General features: G+C 44.9%; 21 protein-coding genes. 8 read left to right on the top strand and 13 right to left on the bottom strand.

Going from position 1 to position 24,005, the window contains the following annotated elements; genetic code table 11:
• The first annotated feature begins 229 nt into the window (after positions 1 to 229).
• On the top strand, positions 230 to 1,117 hold the full coding sequence (locus tag KI655_RS08510; protein ID WP_285403675.1) for an aspartoacylase: 888 nt from the start codon (positions 230 to 232) through the stop codon (positions 1,115 to 1,117).
• Between the two features lie 173 nt (positions 1,118 to 1,290).
• Here KI655_RS08510 and KI655_RS08505 read toward each other — a convergent pair whose 3' ends face one another.
• The 3 genes from KI655_RS08505 to KI655_RS08495 are packed head-to-tail and all read right to left on the bottom strand — an operon-like array spanning position 1,291 to position 4,213.
• Positions 1,291 to 2,289: a GTP-binding protein gene (locus KI655_RS08505; RefSeq protein WP_285403674.1), complete on the bottom strand. Its 999-nt coding sequence runs from the start codon at positions 2,287 to 2,289 to the stop codon at positions 1,291 to 1,293.
• Positions 2,279 to 2,839 (bottom strand): carbonate dehydratase, encoded by a 561-nt coding sequence (locus tag KI655_RS08500; protein ID WP_285403673.1) that lies wholly within the window; start codon positions 2,837 to 2,839, stop codon positions 2,279 to 2,281. The genes KI655_RS08505 and KI655_RS08500 overlap by 11 nt, the downstream gene beginning before the upstream one ends.
• 39 nt (positions 2,840 to 2,878) lie before the next feature.
• Positions 2,879 to 4,213: a dihydroorotase gene (locus tag KI655_RS08495; protein WP_285403672.1), complete on the bottom strand. Its 1,335-nt coding sequence runs from the start codon at positions 4,211 to 4,213 to the stop codon at positions 2,879 to 2,881.
• 392 nt (positions 4,214 to 4,605) lie between these two features.
• On the opposite strand from KI655_RS08495, the gene KI655_RS08490 reads away from it, so the two are divergent.
• Positions 4,606 to 5,613, top strand: coding sequence for a polysaccharide lyase family 7 protein (locus tag KI655_RS08490; RefSeq protein ID WP_373417294.1), 1,008 nt, complete (start codon positions 4,606 to 4,608; stop codon positions 5,611 to 5,613).
• Between the two features lie 79 nt (positions 5,614 to 5,692).
• Here KI655_RS08490 and KI655_RS08485 read toward each other — a convergent pair whose 3' ends face one another.
• The 3 genes from KI655_RS08485 to KI655_RS08475 form a co-directional block, all read right to left on the bottom strand.
• Positions 5,693 to 7,141 carry a sucrose-6-phosphate hydrolase gene (locus tag KI655_RS08485; RefSeq protein ID WP_285403670.1) on the bottom strand — a complete coding sequence of 483 codons (1,449 nt, stop codon included), beginning with the start codon at positions 7,139 to 7,141 and terminating at the stop codon, positions 5,693 to 5,695.
• A 34-nt stretch (positions 7,142 to 7,175) separates the two neighbouring features.
• Positions 7,176 to 8,096 (bottom strand): aminoimidazole riboside kinase, encoded by a 921-nt coding sequence (locus tag KI655_RS08480; RefSeq protein ID WP_285403668.1) that lies wholly within the window; start codon positions 8,094 to 8,096, stop codon positions 7,176 to 7,178.
• Positions 8,097 to 8,262: 166 nt separating this feature from the next.
• The gene (locus KI655_RS08475; RefSeq protein WP_285403666.1) at positions 8,263 to 9,702 is read right to left on the bottom strand and encodes a sucrose-specific PTS transporter subunit IIBC; all 1,440 of its coding nucleotides are present in this window, start codon (positions 9,700 to 9,702) and stop codon (positions 8,263 to 8,265) included.
• A gap of 235 nt (positions 9,703 to 9,937) precedes the next feature.
• Between KI655_RS08475 and KI655_RS08470 the strand changes: the two genes are divergently transcribed.
• The gene (locus KI655_RS08470; RefSeq protein ID WP_285403662.1) at positions 9,938 to 10,924 is read left to right on the top strand and encodes a LacI family DNA-binding transcriptional regulator; all 987 of its coding nucleotides are present in this window, start codon (positions 9,938 to 9,940) and stop codon (positions 10,922 to 10,924) included.
• 118 nt (positions 10,925 to 11,042) lie between these two features.
• On the opposite strand, the gene KI655_RS08465 is transcribed toward KI655_RS08470, so the two are convergent.
• Positions 11,043 to 12,416: a carbohydrate porin gene (locus KI655_RS08465; RefSeq protein ID WP_285403661.1), complete on the bottom strand. Its 1,374-nt coding sequence runs from the start codon at positions 12,414 to 12,416 to the stop codon at positions 11,043 to 11,045.
• 432 nt (positions 12,417 to 12,848) lie between these two features.
• On the bottom strand, positions 12,849 to 13,811 hold the full coding sequence (locus KI655_RS08460; RefSeq protein WP_285403659.1) for an NAD(P)H-dependent oxidoreductase: 963 nt from the start codon (positions 13,809 to 13,811) through the stop codon (positions 12,849 to 12,851).
• Positions 13,812 to 13,961: 150 nt separating this feature from the next.
• Between KI655_RS08460 and KI655_RS08455 the strand changes: the two genes are divergently transcribed.
• Complete coding sequence (locus KI655_RS08455) at positions 13,962 to 14,861, top strand: LysR family transcriptional regulator (protein ID WP_285403657.1); 900 nt, start codon at positions 13,962 to 13,964, stop codon at positions 14,859 to 14,861.
• Positions 14,862 to 14,878: 17 nt separating this feature from the next.
• Here KI655_RS08455 and KI655_RS08450 read toward each other — a convergent pair whose 3' ends face one another.
• The 4 genes from KI655_RS08450 to KI655_RS08435 form a co-directional block, all read right to left on the bottom strand.
• Positions 14,879 to 15,472, bottom strand: a complete 594-nt coding sequence (locus KI655_RS08450) for a glutathione S-transferase family protein (RefSeq protein ID WP_285403655.1) — start codon at positions 15,470 to 15,472, stop codon at positions 14,879 to 14,881.
• 76 nt (positions 15,473 to 15,548) lie between these two features.
• Positions 15,549 to 16,040, bottom strand: coding sequence for a DUF2059 domain-containing protein (locus KI655_RS08445; protein WP_285403652.1), 492 nt, complete (start codon positions 16,038 to 16,040; stop codon positions 15,549 to 15,551).
• 357 nt (positions 16,041 to 16,397) lie between these two features.
• Positions 16,398 to 16,916 carry an NUDIX hydrolase gene (locus KI655_RS08440; RefSeq protein ID WP_285403650.1) on the bottom strand — a complete coding sequence of 173 codons (519 nt, stop codon included), beginning with the start codon at positions 16,914 to 16,916 and terminating at the stop codon, positions 16,398 to 16,400.
• A 198-nt stretch (positions 16,917 to 17,114) separates the two neighbouring features.
• Positions 17,115 to 18,047, bottom strand: a complete 933-nt coding sequence (locus KI655_RS08435; protein ID WP_285403648.1) for an exopolyphosphatase — start codon at positions 18,045 to 18,047, stop codon at positions 17,115 to 17,117.
• A gap of 239 nt (positions 18,048 to 18,286) precedes the next feature.
• On the opposite strand from KI655_RS08435, the gene KI655_RS08430 reads away from it, so the two are divergent.
• Both KI655_RS08430 and KI655_RS08425 read left to right on the top strand, forming a co-directional pair.
• Positions 18,287 to 18,541, top strand: coding sequence for a DUF333 domain-containing protein (locus KI655_RS08430; protein ID WP_285403647.1), 255 nt, complete (start codon positions 18,287 to 18,289; stop codon positions 18,539 to 18,541).
• A 224-nt stretch (positions 18,542 to 18,765) separates the two neighbouring features.
• Positions 18,766 to 19,446 carry a hypothetical protein gene (locus tag KI655_RS08425; RefSeq protein ID WP_285403645.1) on the top strand — a complete coding sequence of 227 codons (681 nt, stop codon included), beginning with the start codon at positions 18,766 to 18,768 and terminating at the stop codon, positions 19,444 to 19,446.
• 30 nt (positions 19,447 to 19,476) lie between these two features.
• Here the strand turns inward: KI655_RS08425 and KI655_RS08420 are convergent, their stop codons facing one another.
• The gene (locus KI655_RS08420) at positions 19,477 to 20,340 is read right to left on the bottom strand and encodes a YdcF family protein (RefSeq protein ID WP_285403644.1); all 864 of its coding nucleotides are present in this window, start codon (positions 20,338 to 20,340) and stop codon (positions 19,477 to 19,479) included.
• Positions 20,341 to 20,648: 308 nt separating this feature from the next.
• On the opposite strand from KI655_RS08420, the gene KI655_RS08415 reads away from it, so the two are divergent.
• Entirely contained in the window at positions 20,649 to 22,019 is a 1,371-nt protein-coding gene (locus KI655_RS08415; RefSeq protein ID WP_285403642.1) for an L-serine ammonia-lyase, read from the top strand.
• A gap of 410 nt (positions 22,020 to 22,429) precedes the next feature.
• Positions 22,430 to 23,908: a peptide MFS transporter gene (locus KI655_RS08410; RefSeq protein WP_285403641.1), complete on the top strand. Its 1,479-nt coding sequence runs from the start codon at positions 22,430 to 22,432 to the stop codon at positions 23,906 to 23,908.
• Positions 23,909 to 24,005: the final 97 nt, after the last annotated feature.

Raw genomic sequence — 24,005 nt, 5'->3', positions numbered from 1 at the left:
GTAACCCAAAAAGAGTTAGTTGACAAGGTCAACTATAATTAAAATCCAATATCCGTTTAAATCCACTCTCGATTCTGCCTATATTCGAGCCTATCTCTTTCCAATCTCTGAACTCATACAAAAAAACCAATTGTTATGATATAACATTGCAATTGACTTTATCACCTCCTAGTACGAGCCGTAAGGTTGCGTACTGTTCAAGCGCAGTAACATTTGGAACATCATGCACATGGAAAAACTTAATCGCGTACTACTGGTTGCGGGTACACATGGCAACGAGTTAACAGGGATCTATCTACAAAAGCTCATCCGAGATCGCTTATACAATGCAGACCGCGCGACATTCTCGGTCTTGTCGATGACTGGTAACCCAGAAGCAGTCAAAAAGAACGTTCGTTTCATCGATAACGACCTCAACCGCCAGTTCGCATCAGGAAACAACGCCAACAGCCAAGCCGACACGGATCAAGTCAACGCGGAGCAAGCGCTCGCAGAAAAGATTGCTTCAATGCACTCCGACAACAACAAGCAACTCATCGTCGATCTTCACAACACCACCAGCAATATGGGTGCGACCCTCATCTTGCTTTCAAACGACCCTTTTTATGAAAAGATGGGCGCCTACGTTAAGCAGCGCATGCCGGATGCCAACATCCTGTTTGAAGATCGTAAGCCGTGGCAAGATCAACCATACCTTTGCACAACAGGCCAGCATGGCGTCATGATTGAAGTCGGTGCTCAAGCACATGGATCATTGACCTACAACTCATTGGAACTAATGAAACAGATGCTGACCTTGGTTCTAGATTATGTCGAAAAACACAATTTGGATCAGGTTGGAGAGGTCGAAAACTACGACGCATATTATTACCTTGAAGAGGTTCAAATCCCACTCGATCACGACGGCATGCGCGCTGCAACGGTACACCCGACAATATGTGGACGTGACTTCGAAGTGGTTAAGCAAGGTGACCCGATACTGGCCACATTCTTCGGATACGATGTGCTTTGGGAGAGCGAAAAGGAAGTCTACCCGCACTTTATTAACGAGAGTGCCTATGGCGCAGCTAACATCGCTATGGCTTTAGCTGAAAAGAAAAAAGTGATTGTCTCCTAAGCTCACCTGAGACACACAAGACGCAATTACATTAACCCCAAAAAAAGCCCCTATAGTACGACCTAACGTCTTATAGGGGCTTCTTTTCGCGACTTATCAATCAAAGCAAATAAGTCAGTGACTGTAATGCACGCGTTTCAAAGCAAGCTTCAGCCACCTAAGACATAGCGAGATTAAACAAGACAGGTCAGTAATTTATCTTCTAACTCGGCATCAATGTCAGTCGCAATTACCTCAATACGGCTTTCGCTGCAATCGTCCAGTTCAGCTTCTGACAGACCATCAGAGGTTTGGTTGTAACCAAAAATGCCGTCTTGAGTAATGAATACGGCTTTCATTCGCTCCACATCCATCGTCAATAACAGCTTAATAACCGCTTCACGATCGAATACTTTATCCGAAGAAAAACGCCAACCTACACTTTGGAAGCCTTCACCACTGTTCATCGCTTTAATCACACCATTTTCAGGCATCGGAATATCGGAAGCTAAAGGCTTACTGTGCCCGTGATGATGGTGGTGATGCGCATGAGCGTGTGCTTGAGTATCACCATCAAACTCATGTTGAGCAATCTCACCGTGTTCAGCAAAGACAACTTTGGTGTTGGGCTTTGCCACCGCAGCAACGTAGGCTTCCAGCTTCTCTCTGTCGCCGTCTTGGTATAGATCGATTTTATTACCGACTACAGTATCAGCAATCGCGATCTGTTGATTGAAGGTATCGTGCTCAGTGTAGCGTGTATCCGATAACTTTCTAGCATCCACTAGGGTGATGTTCTTCTGCAGAGAGAGTACCTGACGATAATGCTCTGAAGAGAGTACCTCTAACACCTCTTTTGGGTGCCCTAAACCCGTAGGTTCAATTAACAGACGATCAGGTTTGGCTTCTGTCAGTAGCTGATTCAAGGCGATTTGCATCGGAAGACCAGCTGCACAGCACATACAGCCTCCCGGTACCTCACGAATAAACACAGACTTAGCGTCTGGCTTCTGCCCTTGAATCAGGCTGCCATCTACGCCTATCTCACCGAACTCATTCACCAATACCGCCCACTTTTCTCCCTCTGGCTTGTGCTTCATCAAATTGAGAATAGCGGATGTTTTTCCAACTCCTAAAAATCCAGTAATGATATTGGTGGGTACACCTGAGATGGGTGCTGGTTTAGAGCTCATTGGCAATTCTCCTGTAACCTTGAACAAGCGTGTGATTCGCCGAGACAACCGATTCAGAAAACGCCGAATACTCTGGCGGTACCTTAGAGATACTGTTTAAATCAAACTCCGCCCCGATATTGGTCATCGGCGGTACGTGAAAGTTCTCTGGAAGGTCTCTTCCATCGACAACGCAGTTATGGCGGATCACACATCCTTTACCAATCACAGTATTAAACACCACCGAGTTGAATCCAATAAAAACATCGTCGCTGACTTCACAAGGTCCATGAATAATAGAACGATGTGCGATCGACGAACGCTCTCCAATAGTCACAGCCGCTCCTGCTTTTGAGTGAATCACGACGCCATCTTGAATATTGGTATCACGTTTGATGACAATCGCTTCCATATCGCCCTCTTCGTTCACTTCATCGGCACGAATCACTGCATATGGGCCGATAAACACGTTCTCCTCAATGATCACCTTGCCACAGATGATTGCTGTAGGGTCGATGAAGGCTTGCTCGGAGACTTGCGGCATATGGCCACTTGGGTTTCTTCTTAACATTGCATTTACTCTTTTTATTACAGGTCGTGAACCCTTAAACTATCGCTCAAATGCTAGACGCATCGCTTTAACGGGTTGGTCAGTCACGGTTTGGTTCTCATAAACAAGTTGACCATTGACCCAAGTATTCTCAATACGAGAAGAGAAGGTATGACCGGCAAAAGGCGTCCAACCACAATGATATAGGCTGTTTTCGTGAGTCACTTCAGTTGAAGATTCAGTATCGACAAGTACCAAGTCAGCAAAGTAGCCCTCTCGGATGAATCCACGATCACAGATACCATAGCGGATAGATGGGTTGTGCGCGGTTTTCTGAACCACTTGTGTCATGCTCATACGCTCACTTTTGACGTGATCGAACAGTGTTAACAAGGCATGCTGCACTAGAGGTAAGCCTGCAGGGGCTTGTTCGTAAGGGACTTGTTTTTCTTCCCAAGTGTGAGGAGCATGATCCGTCGCGATAATATCGATTTGACCCGTTTTAAGAGCCGCAACTATCGCATCGCGATCGCTGGCGTACTTTACCGCTGGGTTACATTTAATCTGGTTGCCCAAAGTGGCGTAATCTTGATTGCTAAACCACAAGTGGTGCACACACGCCTCTGCCGTGATGTTCTTTCCTTCAATTGGACCTTTCTCAAACAAGGCCAACTCTTTCTCGGTGGTGATATGCAGTACGTGTAGCTGACTGTTGTGTTTCTTCGCTAAACCAACAGCGTAAGAAGAAGAGGCATAACAGGCTTCGTCGTCTCTCAATACTGGATGATCGTCAATTTCCAGTGTCGCTTTCGATTGCTTAAGCTTGTCTAGGTTTTTCTGGATCACTGCACCGCTTTCACAGTGAGTCACAATTAGAACCGGTGATTCACGGAAGATCGCTTCCAATGCTTCCGGGTCTTCAACCAATAGGTTACCAGTCGATGCGCCCATGAACACTTTGACACCACAGTGGGTTTTCGGATCTAAGCGTTTAATTTGCTCTAAGTTATCTTCCGTCGCCCCAAGATAGAACGAGTAGTTCGCCAATGAACGCTCTTCAGCTATGGCAAACTTTTTCTCTAGAGCCTCAATTGTCGTCGTTGCAGGATTTACGTTTGGCATCTCCATATAACTGGTAATGCCACCAGCGACAGCTGCTCGAGATTCAGTGGCTATTGAGCCCTTGTTCGTCAAACCCGGCTCTCTAAAATGCACTTGGTCATCAATCATTCCCGGAATAAGGTAGCGACCTTTAGCATCGACGATCTTATCGTCTGGATGCGCTTCAATCCCCTTGGCAATTTGGTCGATTCGCTGGCCGACAATTCTCACATCAGTCTCTATGACTGTCCCCTCATTCACCACTTGAGCATTTTTGATCAGCGTTGCAGACATAGTATTTAACAAGCTCCTTTTCATTGTTAAAGATTGAGGCAGCCATTCCGACTAAAACAGCGGTTACCTTTGTCCTTCACAACAAAGGCGCTGACGCTCAATTTATTGTTACGTTATAACATAACGCAATTAAGGTTGTAACTCCTTAGATGGGTTTATTGATGAGCTTGTCAGAGAGGCAGTTACAGCAAAGGGAGTTGTTAGCAAGAAGATCAAGACAGCCCTCACAGTGAACAAGTAAAAACCAATGAAAAATGTGATCTTATTTACACATAGCGCGGTCAACCCTTTTTCTTGTTTCAGTGATAACTATTATGTATGACAATATTACATAATAAGAGTAACTAATAATGAACAAAAGAACCCTGATTGCTGCATCTATCTTGTTGTCTATGCCTCTCACGGCCATGGCGGATATCGCCAATAATGGTGTTTCACATGCGGTGCCTGCTGATAAGTTTGATATGCGTAATTGGAAAATCACCATTCCTTCAGACATCAATGAAGATGGGCGTATCGACGAGATCGAAGGCGTCGCAATGATGAGCTACTCGCATGAAGACTTTTTCTTCCTAAACGAAGATGGGCACCTTGTATTTGAAGTGCACAACAAAGCGATCACAACTAAGAACTCGAAAAACGCTCGCTCTGAACTTCGTCAAATGCCACGCGGCGCAAACTTCGACAACATTCTTACCGATGGCAAACTCAATCAATGGGCGCTCTCTAGTCACCCAGAAGCAGACAAGTACAGCGCGGTCGGCGGTACGCTAGAAGCGACACTAAAAGTTGACCATGTATCGGTTAATGCCAAGCACCCAGAAAAGTACCCTGCTCACTCTGTTGTTGTAGGACAAATCCATGCAAAAAAACACGACGAGCTCATCAAGGCTAAAACCGGATACGGTCACGGTAATGAGCCACTTAAGATCTTCTACAAGAAATTTCCGGGTCATGAATACGGCTCCGTTTTTTGGAACTACGAGCGTAACTTAGCGAAGAAAGATCCAAACCGTGCTGATATCGCTTATCCAGTTTGGGGGAACACATGGGAAAACCCAAAAGAGCCGGGCAAAGCGGGCATCAAGTTGGGTGAGGAGTTCAGCTACCGCGTTGAAGTGAAAGAGACCATGATGTATCTGACATTTGAAACCGCACGTCATGACACGGTGAAATACGAAATTGACCTGAGTAAAGGGATTGATGAGAAAGACTTCCCTACAGGTTACGCTGAAGATGACTTCTACTTTAAAGCCGGCGCATACGGTCAATGTAGCGTGAACGATTCGCACCCAATCTGGGGGCCGGGTTGTGCGGGTACTGGTGACTTTGCAACCGACAAGAAGAATGGTGACTACAACAGCGTTACTTTCTCTGCATTGAAACTGAACGGTAAATAATCCTCAGCGACCAACAAAAACGACCTTCAAGCAGGTGAACTTGAAGGTCGTTTGTTTTTCGAATGACGATACGTGTTCTCTACTCTTGGTAGAGTCCTGTCACGGCACGCATCGGATAATAGGTCACGTGTTTTACGCCCTGCTCACTAATAAGCTGTAGTTCATCGATAAAGAAACGACTGGTCATGGTGTGCTTTCCGCCATTGATGAAGATCTCCATAACCGACTTATCAACGTACACTTCAATCACTTGTGTTTGAGTCAATCTTGGTGCTTTGCGTATATCGCCATACTCTTGGGCGTAGTTCTGAGACATTTGGCCGCGATCGAGAATGAACTCTTTTTCATTCGCACTAAACGTTACCTTCTCTCCACGCGCATTTCTCAACTCCAAAGCAAACTCATCGCTGTCGACTTCCAAGCGCAGCATAAAGCTTGTTTGCTCTACAAGATGAGAACCAGAAAACGCTTCACCTACACCTTTCAGCGCGTCGATTTCAACCAAAGGCGATTGCACAAGGTAGCCCTCTTCCAAACGCAACTCACGCGGTAATGACAGCATCCCCGCCCATTGATTTTTTACCGACGGTGCATCAATGTCGGGCAGGCCAACCCAAGCAATCAAAATACGACGACCAACTTCGTCTACATAGGTTTGAGGGGCATAAAAGTCGAAGCCGTAGTCAGGTTGAATAATGTCTTGATGGCCTTCAAGCTCCATCGAGTCAAGGTTCAATCTGTCACCAACAATGTAAGCCACCGAATAAATGTTCTTGAAATCGTAGGGATTATTACTAGAAACACCTTGTGGAGAGAACAACATCACTGACTTGTCATCTATCTCAAAGAAATCTGGACACTCCCACATGTAACCAAAGTCTTGGTAGCGTGTTTTGATCGGACCTTTGTGTTGCCAGTTGGTCAGGTCTGTACTTTGATAAAGCACCATCGACCCTTTTTCATCTGGCGTTTGAGCTCCCACCACCAAAAAATACTGATCGTCTTTTTTCCATACCTTAGGGTCGCGAAAGTGCTCAGTGTAGTGGTCATTCTCGATGACAACGCCCTGTTTATCTACCTTCCCATCCGCAGACAAAGTAGCGATACATTGTGTCGACTCTCTTATCCAGTTTTGGTCTCGTTTGTTACCCGTAAAAAAGAGTAAAGCTTGATCATTTTCAACCAAAGCTCCGCCCGAATAGACACCATGGGAATCGTAGTCTTGACCGGGGTTAAGAGCCACACCATGATCAGTGAAATGAACGAAGTCTTTAGTCGAGACGTGGTACCAGTACTTCATACCATGAACAGGGCCTACTGGTGTCCACTGATAAAAAATATGATGCTCACCATTAAAGTAACACAAGCCATTTGGGTCATTCAGTAGACCAAATTTCGGTGCGATGTGGTAACTAGGGAAGCCTTCATCTTGCTGACGAGCCAGTTCCATGTGTTCGATTTCTTGTGGGGTGATCTGCTCTAAACGACGATACCTTTGCTCTCTAGTCCAACTAGAATTTACGCTCATAGAATAATCTCAATTTTCATTAGGGTAGCTGGAGTTAGCGAATGAACTGAATAAGCTCTACTTGAGTAGGAAGTGCAGTCATAGCACCTTTTTGCGTCGTTGCGAGCGCACCACAACCATTTGCCCACTCGATCGCTTTATCGATGGTGGTTAGATTATCCCACTGTTGCTGTTGGGAAAGTCGTGCAAGCAGCCCTCCCACGAAAGCATCGCCTGCACCAGTAGTATCGACTGGCTGAACGGCTTGACCAGTTACGAGCTTTCCTGAACCATCAAAGATTCGCCATACACCTTTAGCCCCTTGAGTCACTAAAATGAGTCGGTTTTCAAAATCAGCGACAGCGTTTAAACCCTGTTCAACCGATTGAGACCCCGTCAAAAACATCAACTCTTCTTCAGAAAATTTGACCACGTCAGCCAGTGCTACGGCTTTCATTACCGTACTTTTAATTTCAGAAGGATTCGTCCATACCTCTTCGCGCAGATTTGGGTCAAAACTTACAAATCCACCGATGCGTCTAATTCTGTTGATCGCTTCAAATGTACTACTTCTGCTCGGTTCATTGGCAAGAGAAATAGAACAGACGTGTAACCAGTCGCCTTTCTGAAAACTTGGAATGTCGTCTTCAACCATGAACTGATCGGCACTGGGCTTAACCATAAAGGTAAAGCTTCGTTCGCCATCATCATCCAAATCAACCACCACTGTTGATGTTCTGTGCTTTGGATCTTGAACCAAAAAATCGGTGTTTACATTTTCGTTAGTCAGCGTGGCCTTCATAAAACGACCAAAGGGATCATCTCCAACTCGCCCAAAGAAAGCACTTTTTCCAGAGAGGCGAGTAACCGCAACCGCGACATTAGCAGGGGCTCCGCCCGGACACTTTAATAACGTATTGTCCGAATCTGGAATTAAATCAACGACTGCATCACCCGTTACCCATACTTGATTCATGATTCTTACCTTAAAACTAAAAATTTTGGTCACTAAGCAATGTTGCTAGTTGCCTAAACCAAACAAAAAATAAAAAGGCTAGCCAAGATAGTTCTCTTGGCTAGCGCCCTAACAATTTAGGAAAAGAAGTGGAATTGGGGGAACCCCACCCTTAAGGAGTTCATATTTAAGCGGCTACCTTACGCTTTTGCTTTACCTGTTCACGCATGCCAAGCACAACCGTTAGAACAAACGCAGTGATAAACGCGATGCCCATACCCGCTACGTAGTAACCAATCTTTTCTGGCGTGATCGAGATGATGCCTGGCAGACCAGCAGCACCTAGTGCTTGTGCCTTAACGTTAAACATGGTGATGAAAGCGCTCGATAGCGCAGCAGCACATACTGCAGCAATGAATGGATAGCGCAGCTTGAGATTCACACCAAACATCGCAGGCTCAGTGATACCAAGCAGACCGGTCACGCCCGAAGGAATCGCAATTCCCTTCATCTTTTTGTCTTTACTCATCACACCAACAGCCAGAGCTGCTGCGCCTTGAGAGACGTTAGACATTGCCGCGATTGGGAAGATAAACGTGCCACCAGTGATTGCGATATCTGCAAGTAGTTGTGTTTCAATCGCTATAAAGCTGTGGTGCATACCTGTGATAACAAATGGCGCATAGATAAATCCAAATAGCGCACCACCGATAAAGCCAGCAGAGTTGTACAGCCAGTTTAGGCCATCACCGAGTAGGAAGCCGATATCACGCGTGAATGGCCCCACCACAGTGAACGTCAACAAACCCGTAATAAAGATCGCCAGTAGCGGTGTTAGTAGATTATCCAGAACCGATGGAATCACCTTACGCAAGCCAAGTTCAACCCTTGCAAGAATGAAAGCGGAGACTAGTACTGGCAATACTGAGCCTTGGTAACCGACTTTTTGGATTTCAAAGCCCATAATGTTCCAAACAGGAATGTTACCGGTCACGGCTGCGCCACCGAATCCCCAGCCATTGAGCAGCTCAGGGTGAACCATCAGCATACCGAGTGCTGCACCCAAATATGGGTTGCCGCCAAACTTCTTACTTGCTGAAAACGCTAATAAAATAGGTAGATATACAAAAGGAGCATTAGCGAAGGTATTGATCATGTTCGCCAGATCAGTCAATCCAGGGTTTGCATCAATCAAGGATTGGCCATCGATGAACAAGCCTTGCGCTGTCAACAGGTTGTAAATACCCATCAACAGACCACCAGCCACGATCGCCGGAATAATAGGCACGAAAATGTCTGACAAGCCTTTGACCGCTCGCTGAAGAATGTTCTGGTTATCTGCACCAGCTGACGCTACATCATTGGTCGACATCTCACTCATGCCAGTCAGTTTCGCCATTTCAGCGTAAACTTGGTTAACGATTCCCGAACCGAAAATAACCTGATATTGGCCTGCGACTTTAAACTGCCCCTTTACACCATCTAGATTTTCAATCGCTTGCTCATCGATTTTTTGTTCATCTGCCACAGCAAGGCGTAAACGCGTTGCACAGTGTGCAAGAGCGGTAATATTGTCCTTGCCACCTAATAGAGTTAACAGCTCTTTTGCTACTGCCGGATAATTCATTTCATACCCCATTGGATTATTAATTAAAGCCTTTCGGAATTTTTCGGGAACGTTTGCAAAACAAATTTTTGCTGATTCCTAACAAATGATCAAAGATGTCTCCCCATTAGTGTGAGAAAGATCGTTAAATTATCTCCCTAAAGGTATCCGACAAGGTTAAAATCGCAGTTAACTTACGCAACGAGTCTCATCTCTTTGCAAACAATCCCAAAAATAGAATAAATGGATAGAGTGAATGGCTAGTCTGCACGATGTTGCACTGTTAGCTGGCGTCTCAAAGTCGACAGTTTCACGTGTTATTAATGATGAATATGGCGTAAAAGAAGCCACGAAGGTCAAGGTACGTAAAGCCGTCGAAGAGTGTGGGTATGTCCCCAATCAAGTCGCCAAAGATCTTAAGTCTAGCAAGACGAATCTTGTGGGTGTGATTGTGCCACGCGTCTCATCGCACGCGACATCACAAGGCGTCGATGGCCTCACAGCCGTGTTAGAGCAAGCAGGTAAACATGTATTACTAGCCAGCACTCACCAAGCACATCAAAAAGAACTTGAGTACATTCAGATCTTCAACCAGAAGCGCGTTGAAGGGATAATCCTATACGCGACACATCTCGATAAAGTCTTAGTCAAAGCCATTCAAAGTTCAGCGGTACCGGTCATCGTCGTGGGTCAGGATGGCTCAATGTTCAACATACCGAGTATTATTCATGACGATACACGCGTCGGCTTTGAAGCGGGAAATCGCTTAGTAGCTAAAGGCTGTAAGTCAATGGGCTTTATTGGTGTTCAGGGTGATGATATTGCCGTTGATAAGCTGCGCTCTCAAGGTTTCACCGAAGCACTTAGCTTTCATGATTTAGCGCTGCAGTTTCATGCTCGTGGCGATTTCACGATCGAGTCAGGTTACGCATTAGCACTAGAACACCTCGAAAAGCACCCAAAACTAGACGGCTTGTTCTGTGCCACCGACAGAATCGCGATTGGGGCAATGAGAGCGATTCAAGAGAAAGGTCTCGTACCTGGCAAAGATATCTTAGTATTGGGAGTCGGTGACGATGAACTTGCTTCGGTGTGCACTCCTACTCTATCGACCTTTAACTATGCGTTTGATAAAGCGGGTGAAAATGGCGCAAAACTTCTATTAGATCGAATAGCAAACAAGGGCTTTGAGATGAGCAAAATGGTCCTGACATTCAAAAATATTGATAGGCAGTCTTGCTAGAGACAAAAATGCCAACCTCACGGGTTGGCATTTTTATTTCAACATTAACGCTAATCTACTGCACTACCAGCCTATAAGGACTATTCGCGAAAGTAAGAATACTCATTAACTTACGGGTCTAGAACCACGTTTCCATTTGCAGGGCAAACAAGACTTCACCTCCCTCGCCCATGGTTGCAGCATCGGCTTCTTGGCTGATCGCATACCCGTTTAGCTCTTCACTCCAATCAACGTAACTGACAGCAAAACGCAGCTCTGGTCGGTCAAAGAAGCCTGCACTTGTCGACATTTTAAACGTTGGAGCAATGGTCGCTTTATAGAAACTGCCATTGGCTTGATCTACTGAATTGTCCAGATCCATGTATTGGTATGAGCCTTCGTAGACCATCTCAAAGTTATCGGTAAATTCTTGAGCCAGTCGTACATTGACTGACGCCCAAGTAAACTCGTCATTCTGCTCTAGACGATCCTGACTGCGCTCCGCCATAAATGCTGGTGCTACTCGCCAGTTATCACCAAAGCGTGTTACACCATAACTGAACAGTCTCACCGCCTTGGCATCATCCGTTAAATCACCATTAGACCCAATGCCCTTCAGCTCTGCACCAAGACCACTCCCGACTAAGAAACCGGTTTTTGAGAAGCCTTCACTCACTCCGTAAAAACTCTCACCGTGGAAGGCAAGCATCGCATGAACACCGTTATCCGCGGCACCATCAACACGATTATTATTATCCGAAGATGTCATCCCGCTTAGCATCAACTGCCATTGACCGATACGGTTATTCATTGTTGCGATGTAGTTCTCGACATCGGTTGAAGAGCTATCAATTTCCCCAAAATCACGACCATAGATAGAAAAGTTGGCTTTCCAATTGTCGCTCATTTTTACGTCGTAAACGCCAGCACCTGTACCGGACAAGAACACGATATCAGAATCGAAAAAGTGAATATCAAAATTGTCTCTATCAAATCGTTTACCCGCCCACAATGTCGCATCCGAAAACGCCTCTGAATCTGAGAACATCGAGAGTCGATTCAATTCGGAATAGACTTGGCGCACATTTAGCTGGCTCTCACTTGCCGTCCATTCATTGTTCGTCTCAGTGCTGTCAGCCAGCATAATGCGAAATAGTGCGCTTGAACCGTCATCCGCAAAACGCTTATGAATCAGGTTTGCCTCGACATAATGGTCGTCCTCAACACCAAGTCGCCCTACTGGCGCACCAATCGCTCCGGCGGCCGTCATATATGGCCCCGTACCTGTTGCGCCGTTCAGGTCATCATTGATCAATAAGCCCGAACGAGCATAACCATGAAATTCAAAACTGGACGCCTTCTCGTCAGCGGCGAGCGACACCTTTTCTGTCTGCTCAATACGTTGCTCCAGCTCACTAATGCGTTGCTCTAGCGCTTCAACGCCGGTCGACGCGATAGTTGGCCAACTGATTAAACCCATTGTGATAGCGACTGCTAATTTATGTTGTTTCATTTCCTTTGTCCCACGTAATGATATTAAGAATATTCGCAAACGTTCCCAATAAAATTTGTAGGCTTAGAATGGATTAATTGAACGAAAGATAGGTACATAAGTGATTATTTGCACTGATATAATGACCTCCCTTTCATTGATTAGCGATAATATAGATAATTTTCGGGAACGTTACCGAATTTATCAAATTGTGTTATGCACATCACGATAAAGATACATATCGGGAATATTAAGGATGGAAAGCGCATAGAGAATATTGTGCTGAAAAAGAACAAACTCTTCTGACAGATCTAAGGGTTACATCTGCAATTGCTCTTTTAGATTGAGCATCACTGCTGCTTTGTGCTGCGTTTAAACCGGTTCATATAACGTGAAAATAGGCCTGAAGCGGCCTATTTTTCTAGAGTCATTCTTAGTTAATCAACGACGTTTTTAGCTCACCAAAGGCACGACTAGGTATTCATGAATGGTGACCTTCCCTTGTTCATCCAACGACAACTGCCACGTTTCATTGACGGTAAGTTCTAATGACTCCCCTTTAAGCAGTGAATTTGAATAGGTCTCTGCTTTAAGGCGAATGCGCAGATTCAGTTGATAGCCTTGTTCTGTTTGTTTGATTTCAAGCTGCTCAACATCATGCTCACAGTTTGGTTTAAAAGTCGCTCGTGCCATCTTGTACCAGTCATTAAAACCAGCATGACCTACAAACTCTCCTTCCGGCATAGTCAGTAATACTTTATCGCTCAGTGCCTGAGTAAAGTACTCGCTCTGCTCTGGTAGTCGATCAAATTGTTCGAACCATTCAGCAACAAAACGATGAAGACGAGACTCGTCAGACTCGGTCACTTCACGAATCGCAGAGATCAATCGTTGTGCGTGATCGTTGGCTCTCGCTTGTACTTCTTCTAACTCATTGTATACGTTAGGAATGTAAACCATTCGATGTGTATAAACAGGCTTATTGTATTTAACACCAGCAAGATAGGCCGTTTGCTGAAGCGGGAACACTAGCTGCTCGATGGTGAAATGGTTATAGCCGAGAGGGTCATAAGACTCAGCTGGGCCGCCAATCGTAAACGACAAGAAGAACTCTTTGCCTTTTAGCTTGTCTCCTTCCGGACCGTAAGCAAAGTTAAATGACATGACATCGTCTAACCACTTCTTCATTAAAGCGGGCACCGAATACCAGTAGAACGGGAACTGCAGCACAATCACATCTGCCTCAATCAATGCTTGCTGCTCCGCCGCTACATCGATCTTGTAATCTGGGTACAAGCTATCTAGTCGGCGTACTGATACATCATTCAATCCCTCTTGTAAGGCATCCAGAATAACTGTGTTTGTGTAAGATTCTTCTAAGTTCGGGTGACCCGAAATAACAACCGTTTTGCTCATGTTCGCTATCTTCATCGTTATGAATAAGTGGGTTAATCATACTCACACTCATTGTTTATTTTTAGACAATCAATATCTAAATAACTATTAGGAAAAAACTAATAATTAGCTAAAATGATATGAACTATTGGAGAGGATCAGAGGCTGATAATGAAAGGGACGACATATAATCAACTACTTATGTTTCATGCGATTGCACGTGAAGGCTCAATATCTGGGGCGGCTAGACAGCTAGATGTAGCGCCTCCTTCTGTAAGCCAAGCCCTTAAAGCGCTGGAAACTCAATTGGGGTTGCCGCTATTCACTCGAACGACTCGCCGGGTAGAGCTGACAGAAGCAGGCCACACACTCTATGAGAGAACATCCGATGCGATGAATGACCTATCGTTTGCGGTAGAAAGCGTCGCCGACCTCAGTAAAACCCCATCAGGACGCGTATCTATTACCGTGCCGCGATTTGTGTACCAATACTTGCTGGCACCTATCTACGCCGAGTTCTGCCTACGTTTTCCTGAGATTCAACTGGAGTTGTCGATTTATGACGGAACCATCGACATCTTGAAAGAAGGCATGGATCTCGGCATTCGTTTTGGGGACAAGGTGGAAGAAGGAATGATCGCCAAGCCGCTTACTCCCAACTTCAAAGAAGCCCTGTTTGCCTCCCCTGCTTATATCGATGCCTACGGCATGCCCAAGAACATTAACGAATTATCGCAACACAAGCTCATCCAATATCGCTTTATCACCTCGAAAAAGGTGGCGCAGTTGCCAATGATAGAGAAAGGCAATACCGTCAATGTAAAGATCCCAACCGCCCTTACTGTGAACGACACCGATCTTATGGTCGATGCAGCTAAGAAAGGACTGGGGCTTGGGCGCATTATCTCACCTATGGTCGAACCGCTGTTCAAATCTGGGGAATTGGTCCCTGTACTTGAGCAGCACTGGGGAGAAACTGCAGGCCTTTACCTCTACTTCCATCGCAATACTCAAAAGGCTCGACGAGTGCGAGTGCTGATCGACTTCTTATATGAAAAAATCACCCAATAAGTAACTTAACCAGGTCTCTATGGTTCTGCATTCGCAATGCGTTCGATACTTCGCAAGCTATGTAGATGCGAGTCATAAAAAGGGATAGGCGCAGAGCCGTGTTGCAGCGCCTTTTTATAGATAGAAGCGATGAAAATATCAGCCAAACTAAACTGGTGGCCAATTGCATAATTTGAGTCCAAGCAGATCGACGGTCTGAGCTTATCCAGACACCTTGAAATCCACTCTCCACGTAACGTACGCTTCGAACTTTCCTCAAGTTCAGGGCGTAAAAAACGTAGCACCGTCCGATTTTGTGGAGAGTGTATGGTCGAGTTAACAAACTCACACACTCGACGTATATTGGCTTTTCGCAATAAGTCGTCACCCAGTAAAGAAGGCGCGTCAAACTGCTCTTCGATGTATTCCGCTATCGCCATAGATTCAGACAAAACAGCGCCATCAACAGACAACGAAGGCACATACCCAAACGGATTGATGGACAAATAACTCGTTTGTAACGCTTGCGATGTGACTTCTACCCTTTGGTATGCAATACCTTTGTAATTTAGAAGCCACTCCACTCGCTCAGAGCTGTTTGATCCAGCAGCACTATAGAGTACCAAATCCATGTTACCTCTCCGTTATCTGCCTAATGGTTATATCAAAGTGTGTTAAACCTATTTTGCCTCAAAGATGCGGTTATCTTTATTGCTGTCGATGCTTCTTGAGGTCGCGATGAAACTCTTCAGTAAGCGCTTGAATTTCTGGCATCAATCTCTGTGCCATCGCTTGGCTTGAAATCATCGATTCTTGCACTACCACGGGCATTTTATTCAAAATCGACTGCCCGCTCTCAGAGCGGTAAAAATCTAACATCGCACTGATCTCTTGTTCAGTGAAATGCTTACTGTAGATATCGATCATCATAGGTTCAAACTGCTGCCAGCTCAGCTGAGCTTCCATTACAGCACTAACCTTTTGGTGATATTCTTCAAACAGTGGGCGCTCAGACTCCGTCAATTCAAATTTTTGATTCATATTGTTCATCATGTTACGTATCTGAACATGCATAGCATCTAGCGTCTCATCGAGATTCATCACTTCAACCAGCAGGTCTATTTTCTCTCTTTTCGATGACTCAGAAGCTGACAGATGTAAAGGCATCAACAACATCAGCGCAATAACGACTTTCTTCATTTTACTCTCTCTATAATTTGACCATTCATAGTATGCCGGCCTGAAATACGGAAATGACTCAAAGGCGCATTGCATGAATACAGAATGCAAACCACTTAAACCATTGGTAAAGAAGCACTATGGCGAAAGTTACATTATTTGAAGTTATAAAATCGAGTGTTTATCAATAAACATTACAAATATGAGACATGGCGAGTATAAGAATAATGCTCGATTGAGGGTGATAGATAGGATTGAGAGAGGTAGGTGGTAACAAAAAGGGATAGGTGGTAACAAAAAGGGATAGGTGGCAACAAAAAAGGGTAGCACTAGACTGTGCTACCCCTGCGAACTCTTTAAACTAAAGCATTTTTTAAACTATAGCATTTCTTTAGCGATTAGGTGCAGTAGGAAGGTTTCTCGCTCAATGCTCATCCCCTTCTTTTCGCTTTCTGCGATCGTCTTTTCGTTGTGAGCAATGGCATCATGGATATTAATCCACACCGGCTTCATACCGTTTTTCACTTCGTAATCTTCGTAGGCCGTTGCGCCAAGCTCACGATCGATTTTGCAGGTATAGCAGTAAGAAATCATATGCATGATATCCGCATCATCTTTGTACCAAGGACGAAATTCTTCGAAGATACCAAAAGGCTTAATACCGTGAATATTCTGAGCACCCGTCTCTTCTTGCAGTTCACGAACCATACCTGCAATCACGTCTTCACCTTCATCTAAACCGCCACCTGGGATAGTGTAATCATGGTAGCGCTCGGTGTATAACATCAAGATATTTTCACCATCGAGCACGATCGCTCGTGCTGCATTACGCTTATAAACCGTCTTGTTATCTAGATGTTCAATATCTGGGTGAATCGTTGTTTTTAGGTGTCTCATTATCGTTATTGCTCTGCAGAATTTGGCGGCATCATATCACAATCACCAATAGATTGAATTCAAGCATATGATTCAATGCTTAACTGTGCCAAAGCTGATAAACCAGAAGGCACCTCAAACGAAAAAAGCCTTACGTGTTTTACCCTTTTCGAGTCCCATGTAAGGCTTTTTTATTCAGTTTGTTAGCTTAGAGCAGGCTTAACCGTCTGCAGTAATCACTTCAATCAGAGCTTGTTGAACCTGAGGCGCTTCATCAATCGCAATCTGACAAGTGCCTGCAGCAATATGACCGCCGCCACCGTATTGCAGCATCAATTCACCCACGTTCGTTTTTGAGCTGCGATCAAAGATCGATTTACCAGTCGCGAATACGATGTTCTGCTTTTGAAAGCCCCACATCTTATGAATCGAGATATTACACTCAGGGAACAGCGCATAAATCATAAAGCGGTTGCCTGCGTAGATCGTCTCTTCGCCAGTGAGGTCAAGAAGTACGAGATTCTGGTGTACCTGCGCACAACGCGTCACCTGCTCCTTGAATTTCTGCTCGTGTTCACGATAAAGGTCGATACGTTCCTTTACGTCTGGAAGCTCTAGAATCTGCTCGATCGTGTGGTTCTTACAATAATCAATCAGGTCCATCATCAACGCGTAGTTGGAGATTCTGAATTCACGGAATCGGCCAAGACCAGTACGAGCATCCATCAGGAAATTGAGCAAGTTCCAACCTTGCGCATCCAAAACTTCTTCTTTGTTGAACTGCGCCGAATCGCCTTTGTCGACCGCTTCCATCATCTCTTGCCACTCCGCCGGGAAAGTCGCCAGGCCACCATAGTGATCCCATACAACACGGGCCGCAGAAGGCGCATCAGGATCAATAATGTGGTTAGTGCGTTCACCGGTGTTACGGATCGTCTCTGAAAGGTGGTGATCAAAGGTCAGGTATGAAGCCGGAACATAAGGCAGGTTGGTTACGATATCATTCTCAGTGATCTCGATGATGCCATCTTGCATATCTTTGGGATGAACGAACTTGATATCGTCGATCAAGTCCTGCTGTTTAAGAAGTACGGCACACACAAGGCCATCAAAATCGCTACGAGTTACGAGTCGGTACTTTTGGTCTGACATCTTCATTCCTTTGTCATCAAACATATCACGCTAAGATAACCGCATAGAATATCTATAATCAAGACATTCACCTTACCCATACTGAAGCGATATGAGTAAGCTTGATCCAACACTCAAAATCTATCTAAACCTGAAGAAATATTGCCCTAATTCAACCTGTTGCTTAAATTATCACGGATTTTTTCTGATTCTAAAATATACTCATTAAAAGAGCTTCCTAACCTTGCTAAGGAGATAGCATGAAAACAATTGGCTTGATGGCAATGTTCACTTTGGTTTTAGGGGGTTGTGCGAGCGAGTACGACCAGTACAGTGAATCAGAGCGTGTTTCAGTGGCAAACCCAGCTGCGGTTTACTGTGTTCAACAAGGAGCAGAGCTTGAAACCGTGACTGAAAACAATCAACGCACCACCTACTGTATCTTCGAGAACGGTGATCGTGTTGAACAGTGGGAATACTATCGTCAAAACCACGAAGAAAAAGCAGAAAGCTAGTACTCCGATTTCAAGTGGCCAAGTGCCACTTGATTGACCAATCTATCTCGCTGATTACGCGGGAAAATTTCTAACACCTCCCCTCATTGTTCCCCTTGTTTTCATTACTTTTACGGTACGCACCGCAAATGAACAGTGTTTTATTACTAACATTTCTCTGACATTAGCGTTCTCACCGTCTATAGAATGTTCTCTGTGTTACATTTATTTACAAACTGTTCATTATGAAAAGCCAAACGAAAAACAGCGATCTTAGCTCAATGTCTCTAGAAGTCCCTGAATTCAAACTTTCTCAATCGACATCTCAAGTGATTTTCAAGCGCTGCCAAACCGCGCTGATCGTGCTTGCTATCGGTATCATTGTTAACCTAGCTCTGCGTATTGATTTCGTGTTGCTGGGTGGTTCTATCAGTGAAACGTCGGTAACCGAGATGCTAGAGCAGTTTCTTCTACTCATTTCTTCCGGTGCATTTGCTTACTTAGCTAAGCAGAGAAGTGAAGTAAAACATGCTGCGCTTTTAATCAGCGCATTCTTTGCCGTTATGTTCATCCGAGAGCTCGACTTTTGGTTTGATCAGATCTCTCACGGCTCTTGGGTTTACCCAGCCATTCTTGTGGCTGGCAGCGCCATCTACTACGCGATCAAAAATGGTAAACGCACCCTAGATCAATTGGCTTACATCTTGGCGTCACCACACATGAACTTGCTGATCACTGGCGTGATGTTACTGCTGGTTTTTTCTCGCCTATTTGGTATGGGAAGCTTCTGGCATAACGTAATGGGTGACTTTTACGTTCGCGAAGTGAAGAACATTGCTGAAGAAGGCACAGAGTTACTTTGTTACTGTTTGATTGCCTTTGCGAGCGTTAAAACTGTCATCGGCTTTAAACAGAAAGCAGACTAACATAGACAACCAATTAGAGTCGAAAACCGATTAACGCCACCAGCGTGTATTCAGATCTTGTTCTGGATCGAGGTTGCGGTTGAGTAAAGTCAGGTTAGTATCCAGCAGCGCAAGATACTCCCTGACTTTTTCTTTATCTGTACCTGCTGGAGTCTCATCAATACAACCTTGTAGTAAAGGCAGCAGCGAATTTAACAAACTAAACTGACCGCTCTTTGAGAGTTGTATTGCTTTATCGATCGCTTCAAGTCCTAATCGAGCGGGCACTTTTCTCGTCTGCTGTTCTTGTCCAACAAAACGACCTGCCACAGTACCTTCAAGGTAGACACGATAGGTAGTCAAGCTATCAATCAATAAAAACAGTTGTCCGCGTAGGCTATGGTGAGGGTATGGCACAGCCACATGCTTCTCGATATCGCGCTCTATATTCAAACGCATTCCCAATGCAGCGCAACGCTCTTCCAATACCTTAAGTAAGCCTTGTGCATCCATTAGAGATTGGATCTCAAAGATACGCTGTAGATGATAATCGTTAGAGACGAAGATGACGTTCAAAGACTGCCCCGCTTCAAACAAGCCACTTTCAAGCAGCTCTTGTGCGAGGTTCTGGATATTCTCGATGGTGTTGGTCGATCTCTTTTCTAATAGCCTCGCCTGAATATCTAAAGGGTATGCAAGCTGACTTTCGAGTTGTTGGAAGTATTGATACATCACTTCTGCTTCCGAGCTTTCTTGCCCCGGCGTAATCCCGCCGCAAAACGCGACTGCCAAGTGTTCTTGTGACCGCTCAACCAAATAATGAATTGCGGCTTCAACTCTACCCCGCCCTTCTGCAGTCAATTCATTCTTATTTAGCCGTTTACCCAGAACAACTACAAGGTTTTTGATGCTCATTTTATGTACAAGTCTCGTTTTCGGAATTAGATAGAGTGAATTATGTATACAATACTTGTTAACAAAAGTATTTTTAAATTCTCATGAGTTGCTCGCAATACCGCTCACTATTGATGACAACTTTATAGGTAATAAACCGCATGAGCGTGATAGGAAGGATTCACCAACCTAACACCCTTATTCGGCAAAAATACCCATGAGTATAAACATAACAACATCACTCATACACTATGCTCATAAGAAGCGAGGTATGTAAAAACAGTTACATGAGAGTTCGCATAGAGCGAACCCCTTCACAGGAAGTTATTATGCTGTCTATTTTTGATATCTATAAGATTGGCGTTGGTCCATCAAGCTCACATACCAATGGACCAATGATCGCAGGGTTTCAATTCACGCAAAAAATCGCCTCTAAACTGGAAGAAGTGGCGAGAGTTCAAATTGACCTTTATGGCTCCCTTTCTCTAACGGGTAAAGGGCACCACACCGACCGTGCTACGATTTTGGGTCTACTAGGTAACAAGCCGGACACCATAAAGATCAGCAGCGCCAATCAAGCGATGCAAAAAGCCATTGAGGAGAAAAGTCTTGCCGTTAGCGGCCATCATAACGTCCATTTCGACGTAGAGACTGACATGCTGTTTCACACGACCAACCTTCCATTGCACGAAAATGGCATGACCATATCAGCGTTCGATGCCAATGGGACTCTGCTCGATATAGAGACCTATTACTCGATTGGCGGTGGTTTCATTGCGACTGCAGACGAACTGCAAAACGGTAAGCAAGAACAAGAAACACACGTTGAATTTCCTTTCAGTTCTGCAGATGAGCTGCTTGAACTTGCGGATAAAAACGGCCTTAGCTTAGGCGGATTGGTGCTACGCAACGAAACCTCATTCCAAGATATGGAAGCCATTAACCAACGTACAGAGCAGATCTGGAAAGTAATGTCGTTATGTATGCAGCGTGGCTTTGAGACTGAAGGTATCCTCGATGGTGGCCTTGATGTCACTCGACGCGCCCCTGCTCTGCTGAAAAAGTTAGAGGCCAATGCCGCGATTGAAAACGATCCAATGGAGATCATGGATTGGATTAACCTGTTCGCGTTTGCTGTCAGCGAAGAAAACGCTGCGGGTGGTCAAGTAGTAACGTCTCCAACCAATGGCGCGGCAGGTGTTATTCCAGCTGTTCTTATGTACTACCACCGCTTTATCAAAGAACTCGACACCAAACAGCTCAAAGACTTCCTTGCGGTATCTGGCGCGATTGGCATCTTATACAAAACCAATGCCTCCATTTCGGGTGCTGAGGTAGGCTGCCAAGGCGAAGTCGGTGTCTCTTCTTCAATGGCGGCAGCGGGCCTTACTGCACTGCGTGGTGGCAGCAACGAGCAGATCTGCATTGCTGCGGAAATCGCTATGGAGCATTCACTAGGGATGACTTGCGATCCAATTGGTGGCCTAGTACAGGTTCCTTGTATCGAGCGTAACGCCATGGGTGCAATGAAGGCGATCAATGCCTCACGAATGGCACTGAAACGAACCAGCAAATGTTTGATCTCTTTGGACAAGGTAATTGAGACCATGTACCAAACAGGTAAAGACATGAACAAAAAGTATCGCGAAACCTCTTTGGGTGGTCTAGCAGTGATTCATATGGCGCCGCCGTGTGAATAACAATTTTTGATGGTAAGTCTTATTAACCTGATTTGAAGACACCTCTCACAACGGTAAACTAAGTTTCCAAATTTAAAACAAAGCCAGCCTCCGAGCTGGCTTTTTGTTCGCTTGGAAATGCCCATTTATAAACTTCAATAGCACTCTGTAAATCTGGTGCGTTCATTATGTAATCAAAATCTCTTTATGAACTGGGAACTTAGATTGAAACCGCTTTCAAATAGTGAGACATCGCCCTGCGCAATCTTACCTTGCAAATTTCATTCATGAAAAATATGAATGCCCACATAAGAAAAGGTACGGCGAGTAAAAGTTCTAATGAGACAAATGTTTCAGTTTATGTCTTGCTGATAATGATATTATAATTAGGCAATTACACTATATCTAAATATAAATGTGAGAAGAAAATAATGTGGAATAGATTAAATAAATCAATGATGTTCTGCCAAATGATGTTTGGATTATCATTCTATGGCGTACTCGTTAGCTTAACCCGTTTCTTCCTTGAAGACCTGAACTACAACGAAGCGGACACCATGATGATCGTGGGTGCGTTTTCTGCAATCGGTCCTTTATTTGCGATCGCCGGTGGCTTCATTGCCGATAAGTTCTTAGGTGCTTACCGCTCTCTAACCATCAGTTTCCTAGCATTCGCTTCTGGTTACGTACTTTTAGTGCTAGGTGCATCCGCAACCAACGTTCCGCTTTCTATGTGTGGTATCGCACTAGCAAGTTACGGTCGCGGTTTGATGTCTCCATCTTACCCAAGCCTGTACAAACGTACGTTCAACTCTCAAGAAGACTTTGAGAAAGGCTACCCAATCAACTACTCAATCAACAACGTGGGTGCTTTCTTAGGTCAATACCTATTCCCAATGATCGTGCTGGTTATTGGCTTCCACGGTGGTTTCGCTATCTCGGGCATTATGGCTGCAGCTGCACTTGGTATGCTTATCATGAGTCGTAAAGGCCTTGTTGAAGTTGGTGCAGAGTTAGACCAAAAACCAGTTCCAGCAAAAAACTGGGCAATGTTTGCAGCACTTTCAGCGGCGATGATCGGCCTTGTATTCTTCATGTTCTCTAACATGGATGTAGGTCAAAACATCGTTTACGCTATCGGCGGCGCAGCTATCCTTTACTTCGTTTCTCTAATGTTTAAAGCAAGCAAATCTGAGTCTCTGAAGATGGGTACTATCCTAATCATCACTTTCCTAACGACGTGTTTCTTCGTGTACTACGGTCAGATGATGACATCGATGAACATGGTAGCGATCAACACGCTTAAAGGTTCTCTATTTGGTTTCATCCCACTAGAGCCTGAAGCTGCAATGGCGATGAACCCACTGTGGTGTATGGTTGGTGGTCCAATCGTTGCTGGTTTCTTCGGTATGCTTGAGAAACGCGATATTCACCTATCAACAGCGACTAAGGTTGCGTTGGCATTTGTACTAACGGCAATCGCGTTTGGTATCCTAACGTTCGCAGTAACAACCGTGGGCGAAGACGTAATCATCCGTCCAGAGATCTTCCTAGCAATCCACTTCTTCCAAGCAATCGCGGAAGTTATCGTGGGTTCAATGGTCGTTGCGTTCATCCTATCTGTAGCACCTAAGCACATCGAGAACTTCTCTGTAAGTCTATTCTCTGTTGCTATCGCGCTATCGGGTATCGTTGGTGCGGTATTCTCTACGTCAATCGCGCTAGAGAAAGGTCAAGAGATCACTCAAGAGATCGTTCAAACGGTTTACGGCGACTACTTCCAACTTCTGACTGTACTAGCGGTTGTGATGGTTGCTATCGCGATGGCGGCATCGTTCGTCATTCGTAAGATGCTAGACGCAGCGAAAAATGCAGAGCAAGCGGTTGAGCTAGAAGAAGCAAACAGCTAATTCACTCACCCAACTGCACAGTAATTACGTCGAATAATGAAATCGCCTAATTACATTGCATAGCTACATTGCATAATTACATCGCATAACTAAGCCC

Source organism: Vibrio sp. D404a (assembly GCF_030248535.1).
GTDB lineage: Bacteria > Pseudomonadota > Gammaproteobacteria > Enterobacterales > Vibrionaceae > Vibrio.
Note: the sequence above shows the minus strand (reverse complement) of the source record. Positions and strands in the feature narration are given on the sequence as shown.

Coding starts and splice junctions, on each gene's coding strand:
- KI655_RS08440 (WP_285403650.1), bottom strand. CDS start 16,916: ATGAGACACCTAAAAACAACGATTCACCCAGATATTGAACATCTAGAT.
- KI655_RS08425 (WP_285403645.1), top strand. CDS start 18,766: ATGAAAAGCCAAACGAAAAACAGCGATCTTAGCTCAATGTCTCTAGAA.
- KI655_RS08465 (WP_285403661.1), bottom strand. CDS start 12,416: ATGAAACAACATAAATTAGCAGTCGCTATCACAATGGGTTTAATCAGT.
- KI655_RS08430 (WP_285403647.1), top strand. CDS start 18,287: ATGAAAACAATTGGCTTGATGGCAATGTTCACTTTGGTTTTAGGGGGT.
- KI655_RS08495 (WP_285403672.1), bottom strand. CDS start 4,213: ATGTCTGCAACGCTGATCAAAAATGCTCAAGTGGTGAATGAGGGGACA.
- KI655_RS08410 (WP_285403641.1), top strand. CDS start 22,430: ATGTGGAATAGATTAAATAAATCAATGATGTTCTGCCAAATGATGTTT.
- KI655_RS08485 (WP_285403670.1), bottom strand. CDS start 7,141: ATGAGCGTAAATTCTAGTTGGACTAGAGAGCAAAGGTATCGTCGTTTA.
- KI655_RS08490 (WP_373417294.1), top strand. CDS start 4,606: ATGCCTCTCACGGCCATGGCGGATATCGCCAATAATGGTGTTTCACAT.
- KI655_RS08475 (WP_285403666.1), bottom strand. CDS start 9,702: ATGAATTATCCGGCAGTAGCAAAAGAGCTGTTAACTCTATTAGGTGGC.
- KI655_RS08435 (WP_285403648.1), bottom strand. CDS start 18,047: ATGTCAGACCAAAAGTACCGACTCGTAACTCGTAGCGATTTTGATGGC.
- KI655_RS08510 (WP_285403675.1), top strand. CDS start 230: ATGGAAAAACTTAATCGCGTACTACTGGTTGCGGGTACACATGGCAAC.
- KI655_RS08415 (WP_285403642.1), top strand. CDS start 20,649: ATGCTGTCTATTTTTGATATCTATAAGATTGGCGTTGGTCCATCAAGC.
- KI655_RS08505 (WP_285403674.1), bottom strand. CDS start 2,289: ATGAGCTCTAAACCAGCACCCATCTCAGGTGTACCCACCAATATCATT.
- KI655_RS08450 (WP_285403655.1), bottom strand. CDS start 15,472: ATGGATTTGGTACTCTATAGTGCTGCTGGATCAAACAGCTCTGAGCGA.
- KI655_RS08500 (WP_285403673.1), bottom strand. CDS start 2,839: ATGTTAAGAAGAAACCCAAGTGGCCATATGCCGCAAGTCTCCGAGCAA.
- KI655_RS08445 (WP_285403652.1), bottom strand. CDS start 16,040: ATGAAGAAAGTCGTTATTGCGCTGATGTTGTTGATGCCTTTACATCTG.
- KI655_RS08455 (WP_285403657.1), top strand. CDS start 13,962: ATGAAAGGGACGACATATAATCAACTACTTATGTTTCATGCGATTGCA.
- KI655_RS08460 (WP_285403659.1), bottom strand. CDS start 13,811: ATGAGCAAAACGGTTGTTATTTCGGGTCACCCGAACTTAGAAGAATCT.
- KI655_RS08480 (WP_285403668.1), bottom strand. CDS start 8,096: ATGAATCAAGTATGGGTAACGGGTGATGCAGTCGTTGATTTAATTCCA.
- KI655_RS08420 (WP_285403644.1), bottom strand. CDS start 20,340: ATGAGCATCAAAAACCTTGTAGTTGTTCTGGGTAAACGGCTAAATAAG.
- KI655_RS08470 (WP_285403662.1), top strand. CDS start 9,938: ATGGCTAGTCTGCACGATGTTGCACTGTTAGCTGGCGTCTCAAAGTCG.